1 protein-coding gene is annotated in these 718 nt (G+C 66.0%); it reads right to left on the bottom strand.

The features are described from left to right. The coding region (locus tag AACQ43_RS22130) for a DUF5801 repeats-in-toxin domain-containing protein (RefSeq protein ID WP_248281038.1) at nucleotides 1-718 on the bottom strand (718 nt) is incomplete at both ends.

Below are 718 nucleotides of genomic sequence, written 5' to 3'. Positions count from 1 at the left end.
AAAACTGCCGGTCGCCGTGTCACTGGCCGACCCGATGGTCTGCGCATCCTGGGTGGTCAGGGTGATGCCACTGTCCGCCACCGCGTTGATGGTCACGCTCGGCACGTCGTCCTCGAAGCGGATGTTGCCGCCAAGGTCCGCACTCACCGTCCCGGTCGCGGTGTCGTTGTCCCCATCCACCACCGTCACCGTCGCACTCAGCAGCACCTTGCCATTGGCCAGGCTGATGAGGTTGTTGTCGTTGCTGTTGTCCACATCCTCCGGCAGATGGTCCAGCTCCGCCGACTGCGTCAGCGTCACCGTGCCATTGCTCGCCACGCTGATACGGAACACCTCCCCGGCCGTGGTCGAGCCAACGATGTCGCTGCCCACCTTGGTCAGGGTGATCGCCAGCCCATTGCTGGTCAGCCCGCTGTTGCTGTCGGTCACGCTCAGGCTGTAGCCACTCACCGTGGTGGTGCCCGGACCGTCCGCGCCATAGCTCGGCACCGCCGCCGCCAGGAACGCCGCTGCAAAACTGCCGGTCGCCGTGTCACTGGCCGACCCGATGGTCTGCGCATCCTGGGTGGTCAGGGTGATGCCACTGTCCGCCACCGCGTTGATGGTCACGCTGGGGCCATCATCCTCGAAGCGGAACACGCCGTTGGCGCCCAAGTCCACAGACGCGCTGGCGCTATCGCCGTCGGCATCGGTCACGGTCTGCACCAGGGTCAGCACA

This window comes from Aeromonas sp. DNRA1 (assembly GCF_963888745.1).
GTDB lineage: Bacteria > Pseudomonadota > Gammaproteobacteria > Enterobacterales > Aeromonadaceae > Aeromonas > Aeromonas hydrophila.
The sequence above is the reverse complement of the archived record's forward strand: the minus strand, read 5'-3'. Positions and strand labels throughout refer to the sequence as shown.